Raw genomic sequence first — 7,168 nt, 5'->3', positions numbered from 1 at the left:
AAGCGACATGGATATAAAACCCCCATCGAGGTATTTACCGAACGAACCGGGATGAATTACAGTCTTGCCAATGGATTTACCATCCAGTGATAAATAAAAATCCGTCAGGTTCGTTTTTAAATCCGCCATTGCTAGATAATTCTAACCGAACGGATTGGGGTTTAAATTTACTTTCGAAAGCTCGACATTATAACGATCGATAATTTGTAAGAGACGCACTCCTCCATCATGGATCAAGCGATGGTCAGTCTCTCTAGGAAGTGCATTTGCAACGACTACTCGTACTACGCGCCATCCACTTTTCCGAGCTTGCGCTGTAGTGAGATCAACGCTCACGACACTACAGCCATACTCTTCCTCCACAGCAGAAATAACTTCTTTATTAGAGAAGATGCACTGTGTCTCAGGTTGAAAATTACCGATACACACATTTGAATACCAATCCAATATCGGCTTCGGATAATGAAAAGCATAGAGTACATGGCCAAATGAATTGGTTGGCAATTCATCCTCGGATATTGATGTATTAGGCTCTCGTGCAATTGTCCAGCGTAGCATCAAAGACTCCAAAACAGCCTTTTCCGAAATGTGTTCAATCGTAAATCCAGCAGCAGAACCGCAAGTAAGCGCCGAGCCGTCTTTTCGAGTCATAACAGCAATGACAACGAAAGGGAGATTGGCCCGGCTATAAATATATAAATTTACAAAGAGTTGATGACGTAACAATTCTTCTTGGAGGTAGTCCGGTAATGTTTCAGCAGACAGTCGATATAGTGGGAAGCCTGGAACCCTCCATGAGAGCATGCAGACGTCTCGTTCAACCACTTCAAGAAGACCATGCATTTCCGCTGCTTCATTTTCAGTTCCAGCGGCAAGCCCTGTTGCACTCGGCCACAAAAACAGACAATCCTCTTCCTTCATCTTCCACCACAAGAAAGCTGCAAGTGCGGGAACCCACACAGGAGACTCAGTGAGAACCCTCCTCCCAATAACCCAGCTTAGATTGCAGGTATCAGGATTCCTCGAATCTAGCAGCAGTTTCGGTAATGCATTGAAATGTTGCAGGTTGCTCGGCTTAATAGCACAAGCATTGTTCATTTCATCAAAGGTTGTGTAACTTCTATTAATAATCTCCGCTGTAAACTGCGAATGAAATGCAGATAGTCGCTCAACCAATTCAGCAAAAGCGCGTAGTCTCGTAGATGCTTCATCTATCCCAAGAGAGGCACCAGTAAGTTGATAAAGGGAATTGTCCGCACTGCGAACTTTTATCGCAGTTCGTCCTATTAAAAGTTCCGAACTCGCATCAGCATAGGGTTCGATTTTAACCTGGCGCGATGATGCGATCCCATCGTATTGGTATTCATAACTGGGAATACTATCCATTTGAATAATTCATGCCTGAAATCAATAATATTTAATTACCGACGAATTCTGTGTATGGCTCTGCACATGCCATGCACATCTCATGCTTCGAATAGGGGACTTTGCTGATCTCAAGCCCGCCGAGCTTTATAATCAATTGATGGTTAATAGTTTCAGGAAGCGAAACCCTTGAAAGGTAAGTCAAAGACTGCATGGCAAGGAGCGCGCCACTCATACTCACGATGGTACTTAAAGCTCCTGTACTACGCCTTGGTAATTGGGCTGTAAGCGAAGCTACTCGTTGCGCGTTGGGCTCTTTCTCATGGAACCAAGCCCATTCGCAGTATGGACAAGCTGACTGTCCAGGCAAAAACAACGGGCCTATACCTTGGCTTGTTCCTCGAATGAGAGGTGTGCCAGTGCTCTTGGCCGCAGATGCCGCCCACCGTGCAATTTCCCAACGAGGAAAATCAGCTGTCAATACCATCAAATCAAATTTCCCATATTTAGCTATTAAATAAATAATGTCATTAATTGATTCTACAAATTGGTGAATTGGTGAGATCGTGGTATGCGGAAACTGGCGGGTAGCAATCTCAGCTGCAGAATCAACCTTACTTTTTGCCAAATGCTGATGATCAAACAATGACTGTCGCGGCAAATTTGAGAGTTCAACTACATCGCCATCAACCATGACTATCTTACCCACACCATTTGCACAAAGGTGTTGAAAAACCCATGAACCCAAGCTTCCCATACCAATCATCAAAATATTAGATTGCCGAACTCGCTCAAAACATTCTGAACCTGAAGTCCCAATATTTGCTGTATCAGAGAAATATTCAATTTCCCTTCGAAATTCGTGATTTAGTCGATCTGTAAAATCTGGCAAGTTGTCAATTATTTCCAGAACACCATGCTTTAGCAAAGCTTGTGACGCCTGAAGTGATTGCAGAGAAAATCCGTGCAATTCGAAAGAATCTGACAGTTCGTTACTTACAGGCAAGCCGGTGATAAGTGCAGCACACAGCCTATAAGCCTCATCAGCTGTTTGAGCTTTCAATTTGAAACTCACGCCTTCCTTATCAAAGAAATAGTATTCATTAGGACTACTGCAGACTACTTTAAAGTTTGCTCTTGTAATTAATAATTTATTCATCATCAGCTTTTAATAGGTGGCCAAGTCACTGCAAGGGTTGCCATTACCGACTCACGCCTCTTACAGATTCGAATACGCGGGTTAATTTTACTTAGTTACCATTAACATTCAACACGGTTGCTCCTGCGTTGAAGTAACGAACAGCGTTCTGACCAAACTTAGCACTATAGCGGCTACACTTACGAGAAACAAAATATTCGGCGCATCTATCCATGCAGAAGCAGGGCTCACCAAGATGCCTACTAATGGATAGATTATCCAAATCAAAGAACTAAAAACCGAATTTATCCTACCACTCATATTCAATGGTATATTTTCTTGGCGCAGCGTAATAGACAGTGCATTTCTCGTGGCATAGATCAGTCCCAAGAGGAAAGAAATTACACCAAAAGCCCAAGCGTTCTTACAACCAAAGAAATAAAATGCAACAAATAATACGCCGATAAAATACCCTGCAAACTGAGCAATATACAAATTCCTCGGTTGCACTACAGCACTTGATTTCAATCTCACTAAGGTAAGGTTTCCAATAAACATCCCCCCCCCCATCAAAGAAAACTGAATTGAAAGTTCTTGTGCATTGAAACCCAAATATTTTACATAAATTACCGATGAAAGCAATTCAAATGCTGCAGAGAATAAACACCAGTTCCCACCCAAATATAGCAAGGCTCTGAGCTTTGAATCTTCCCAAATTGCAGTTAATCCAAGACGAAAACGCTGCAAAAATGTTTCCTTATGCCCAGTGCCTAAAGGAATACCTACAGAATTTCTAATAAAAAGTATCAAACAAAAAAAGATGGCATAACTTATGCAATCCAAGTACATTGCATTAGGAATGGTAATCTCAGTGATAACTAGCCCAGCAACTGCTGCACCCACAATACTTGTAAATGATTGACTTATGGCGATTTTTGACGTCGCAGAAAGAATGTCATCTTTCTGCGTGTCGTAGATAAATACATTCACTGCTGAGTCAAACAAAATTCTTGCGCTACGATCCAAAGTCAATAGTACTGCAAGCACCAACAACGTGAGATGGCCATTAGCAAATATCTGCACAATTAGAAAAACGCAACTGATTCTGGCTGCAACTGATACTAACATTACTGTTGTACTTCGCTGCAAATCACAAACCAGCCCGGATATTATTCCTAAAATAATATTGACTAAAGCTACAGATGTAAACAGGGACACATACTGAGAGGTGGACAAACCTAACCCCTGAAGGGCGATAATTGGCAGTGCAACTATAGAAAGTTGGCTACCAAGCAATGAGATCGTTTCCCCCAGCCAGAATGTCTTAAATGCGATTGATTTTGAATTTTGGCCCTTACAAAACCGATGGACATTCCACATTTGGATACACACAAAATCTAGAAAGAAAATTGGAATATCTAGCGATTATCCAGCATTGGAATAGATAGAACATCAATGACATTCCTTTTATCAAAGTCACTGTAATAATGACCGCTTCGAAGCATCCGTAAGTTAGTGTTCTCGGCAATAACATCTGGCGCAAAGAAATAGCCGCTATTTATGTCAATATCAAAGTAGGCTCTTATCTCCCTATACTTCGCTTCGATAGAATGGAATTTATGTAAAAAATCCTGATACTGCCTATTGTAGATCTCGATAAGATCCTTGAGGTGACGAAGAATTTCGGAATGAGTATCAGCCGGCCCACCAAGCTCATAAACGAGCCGTTGAAGCGCTACGTCTTCATGAAACTTTGTAGATAGGATACCAGCCAACTTACTTCTTCCATACCTAAAAGCAATCGACAGAGAATCTTCTTCATACGCTACGTAATGCCAAAAGGCTGGAGGCATGTAGATCGTATCACCAGGCTCCAACGTTATCTTCCATCCATCCACCATATCCAGAAAACTATGAAGGTCACTTGGTGTGAAATTCTCTAAACTCACGCAACTCCAATTCCTGGATGGTAAAAGCTTTCTTGCTTGGGTAGGATCAATCAATACAAATGTCTTTCTCCCACATATCTGGTAGTGCAAGACGTGCTTATAGTCACCATCATAATGAAGATGAGCAAAATTGTCTTTTGCACCTGCAAAAAAATAGGGGCGAATTTCTGCCACGTCGTCTACCAAAAATGCCATGTGCTCCATATTCAAATCAGCAACTATATCTTTTGGTGCAACACGTGCGGAACTCAACAACCTTGGGTTAAACGATTTTTCTCTAATTTTCTGAAAAAACTCACCCAGGCATACAGTCTGGTATACCTGTGTGCAGGCATCTTCGTATCTCCGCACATCATAAAAATGTTCATTACATACGGAGAGTTGTACATTAAACCACCTATCGAGTGCAGTATTAAAATCAGTTAGCTGCTCAAGGAAACTCTCAGCAAAAAGCCCTTTAAACACAACGGGAGTTCGTGACTTAATATAATTATCGAATTGGCTTTTTGCATCATTGAGGTGCAGTTGATTAATATTTCTCATAGTAAATTTCTAGGTAAACTATTCTCATGCTAATTTTTCACGAAGGTGCATTGGTGCACCTTGGAGTCAAAAACGGTTGATGTATAGAATGCGTTGGAATACGAAGTGGTACTGAGGCAAAGTGGCTGCCTGACACGTTTCAAAAAGCCACCGATTATTCAATAGTACCAAAGTCGAACAATTTCTCAGTGCCGATGAGACAGAATTAGACGTTAATGCATATCTGCATTTTTTATATTCGCAGCATATAGCACGATACTGTCAACCATTGACTTACCAGAGGTTGTTAATTTTGCGTGGTCTGTCACTACTTTGATTGCCCGCTCAAGATGAGACTCTATCAAATCAATCGGTGTACTTTCTGCCTGTCCATTTTTAATTAGTCTAGTATAGTATTGATGCAAACGAGCCAGTACAAAGACTTGATGAAATACGCCAAACATGGGACGCGGGTCGCGTCGCAATGGGGATGAATACGTTTCTGTAGGATCATTTAGGAAGAGAGGTGAATTTGCCAGAGTACAATTTAGCTTTACATGTCCGGCCTCATGCAAAATTTCCTCTGCTAACTTAACGGGATTATTAATTGTTTTGTATCGCAAGAAGATCGTACCATTTGCTTCAAAGTCAACAAAGCCAATTGCAGTCTTGCTTTCAAAGAAATGTAGTCGCTTAACGTATGTACATAGTTCGTTATAAGCTTCAGGCCAAATTTCCCGTATTATCTTACATGCGTTTGCAACGATTCTTTTTTCTTCATCTTCAAGTTCTCTACTTAAAGACTGTAGCTCCGCATCCTTGACAGCCTGTCGCGCCATCTCCAAACCTCTTTCAATAGGCCTGAAAAAATCGGTATCTACATACTTTAGATCAAATGGGATTGCATAGTCTTGCTCATATAATGTACGTCTTTTTTGACTCTCACTTGCAGATTGTATTGCTCTTACTACACGATCCTTTGCGCCCGATAGGTGATCATCGCTATATGAATTGATCTCGTAGCAGCAACTTATCAAACTTGGATCTAGCATCAAGTCGACATCCAAACCTTTTTCATTGCTTACGTATTTGTCAATATTTTGTGGGCACTTCTTCTTTAAAAATCCAAGAAATCGTTGTGCCAGCCTGGAGCGTTCAACACAGGCAATGTCAGCGTTTGGCCGCCAGTCGATGTGCATGGTATTTTCTTTAGCGTTTAATTTAATAGCAGGTGCTGTTTAGCAGCTGGGATAAAGGCTCACTACAGTGACGTACTAGGGCTTTGCGTAATGTTGCTTCAAATCGGCTGAGCGTGCTGTAACTCAGCGCTGTCCAACTCAGCTACTCATGCTGACCTGAATGGTTTGATTTCTATAACGAGTAGGCCAGACTGTCTTGCATGAAACATTGAATTTCATTTTCCGATCCCAAACAAACTTAAAAGAATAGGATCGGAACTACAAAATGCTATTTATTAGCCTTGGTACTCATTTTGAAGCAAAACGCGAAACATAGGCAGCTCATCCGCACTCACTTGCTCAATTTCAATAAGTGCGTTTTCCTGTGAGGACACCTTAATTTCTGCATCGTTAACTGCAATATCTGAGGCGTGTTTTGTCATCTTTAGAACTCCGTTATTTTTTAATCAAGAACGCGTATTTATTTTAATCAAAATCCATTTCCATACATAACACTTTTCATAAATATATAGAATAAAAGGTCAGTGGGGCACTTAAGCGGCCCCTAAGCAATCTGATTTTCCGATCCCAATCCACTTGTAATATTCTGTTTTTATTAGCTTAAGGCTTGGTCGAGTTGACTTGATTCTGAAATTCTTAAGAGGATGTTGATGAATAGAATTTTGTTGCAAATTCGCATCGTACTAGGCAGGGCATTCGGTGGCGGTTAGTTTGAAGTTAGCGATCAAGCTACGCTTACTACAGGGTGCCTCGAATAACCCGACTGTTTGATATGTAGAAGTTCAGACTTGATCTGACAGTCGCTCCGTGTAGCGGATCGACAAGTATTGCGATCCACGGTCTGAGTGGTGGATCAGGCCATCCTGCTGTTTCGGTTGACGGGCGTAGAGGGCTTGCTCCAGCGCATCCAGCACGAAATCGGTCCGCATGCTGCGGCTGACCCGCCAACCCACGATTCGGCGGGCAAACACATCAATCACAAACGCCACATACAA

General features: G+C 41.7%; 6 protein-coding genes and 1 pseudogene. All 7 read right to left on the bottom strand.

Annotated elements, in window-relative coordinates; genetic code table 11:
- Positions 1-141 precede the first annotated feature (141 nt).
- A complete protein-coding gene (locus tag CSQ89_RS18740) occupies positions 142-1,386 on the bottom strand; it encodes a YcaO-like family protein (RefSeq protein ID WP_099407586.1) in 1,245 nt (414 codons plus the stop codon).
- Positions 1,387-1,417: 31 nt separating this feature from the next.
- Positions 1,418-2,527: a HesA/MoeB/ThiF family protein gene (locus CSQ89_RS18735; protein ID WP_099407585.1), complete on the bottom strand. Its 1,110-nt coding sequence runs from the start codon at positions 2,525-2,527 to the stop codon at positions 1,418-1,420.
- Between the two features lie 105 nt (positions 2,528-2,632).
- Positions 2,633-3,883 carry an MFS transporter gene (locus CSQ89_RS18730; protein WP_099407584.1) on the bottom strand — a complete coding sequence of 417 codons (1,251 nt, stop codon included), beginning with the start codon at positions 3,881-3,883 and terminating at the stop codon, positions 2,633-2,635.
- A gap of 38 nt (positions 3,884-3,921) precedes the next feature.
- Entirely contained in the window at positions 3,922-4,995 is a 1,074-nt protein-coding gene (locus CSQ89_RS18725) for a cupin-like domain-containing protein (protein WP_099407583.1), read from the bottom strand.
- Between the two features lie 212 nt (positions 4,996-5,207).
- The gene (locus tag CSQ89_RS18720; RefSeq protein WP_099407582.1) at positions 5,208-6,173 is read right to left on the bottom strand and encodes an aKG-HExxH-type peptide beta-hydroxylase; all 966 of its coding nucleotides are present in this window, start codon (positions 6,171-6,173) and stop codon (positions 5,208-5,210) included.
- A gap of 275 nt (positions 6,174-6,448) precedes the next feature.
- A complete protein-coding gene (locus tag CSQ89_RS22575; RefSeq protein ID WP_158229047.1) occupies positions 6,449-6,595 on the bottom strand; it encodes a hypothetical protein in 147 nt (48 codons plus the stop codon).
- Between the two features lie 369 nt (positions 6,596-6,964).
- Positions 6,965-7,168 (bottom strand): annotated as a pseudogene (locus tag CSQ89_RS18715) (DDE-type integrase/transposase/recombinase); the annotation flags it as partial.

Origin of the sequence: Chitinimonas sp. BJB300, assembly GCF_002735695.1 — a bacterium.
In the GTDB taxonomy this organism is placed as follows: domain Bacteria; phylum Pseudomonadota; class Gammaproteobacteria; order Burkholderiales; family Chitinimonadaceae; genus Chitinimonas.
The sequence above is the reverse complement of the archived record's forward strand: the minus strand, read 5'-3'. Positions and strand labels throughout refer to the sequence as shown.